The sequence below is a fragment of the Caballeronia arationis genome (assembly GCF_001544975.2).
GTDB lineage: Bacteria > Pseudomonadota > Gammaproteobacteria > Burkholderiales > Burkholderiaceae > Caballeronia > Caballeronia arationis.
Map to the genome: position 1 here is coordinate 1 of NZ_FCOG02000580.1, position 614 is coordinate 614.

Genomic DNA, 614 nt, shown 5'->3' on the forward strand with positions numbered 1-614 from the left:
TCCAGTATTGGCCTTGCTATCTCGACGGCGTCATCGACCACGTCACGGAGGGCCACGGCCCCCTTGCGCAATGTCAGCGCGCCGCGCGTGATGCGTGAAACATCGAGCAAGTCGTCCAGTAGGAGCGCCATGGCGGCGGATTGGCGACGCAGCACGTTAATGCACCAACGCCTGCGTTCGTCTGTCACGCCGGGTTGTTCGAGTATCTCTGCAACTTGTCTAATCGGCGCAAGCGGATTGCGCAGTTCATGTGCGAGCGTAGCGAGAAACTCATCTTTGCGGCGGTCGGCGTCTGATAGCGCCTGTTCGGCCCGCACGCGCGGCGTGATATCCCCAAACCATGCGACTATCGAACCTTCCAGCGAGGCAGCGACAACATGAAACCAACGTTCACCGTTGTTTCCTTCGACGCGCACGTCAAAAGCGTCACGGCTTCCCCCACTAGCGAGCGGCGCCAGGCGGTCGAATAGGACATCAGCGTCCCATCCTGCCGGACGTACATACGAAGTCGAGCTCCCGATCACAACCGCCGTGGGCTGACTAAATAGCTGCGCGGCCGCCTCGTTGAGGTAGTCCCATCGAAGTTCGGCGACCTTGCTGTCGCGCACGACTGG

1 protein-coding gene is annotated in these 614 nt (G+C 60.9%); it reads right to left on the minus strand.

The window, feature by feature from the left end:
• Positions 1 to 614: histidine kinase dimerization/phospho-acceptor domain-containing protein (locus AWB81_RS43970; RefSeq protein ID WP_327373598.1), on the minus strand; the 614-nt coding region annotated here is incomplete at both ends.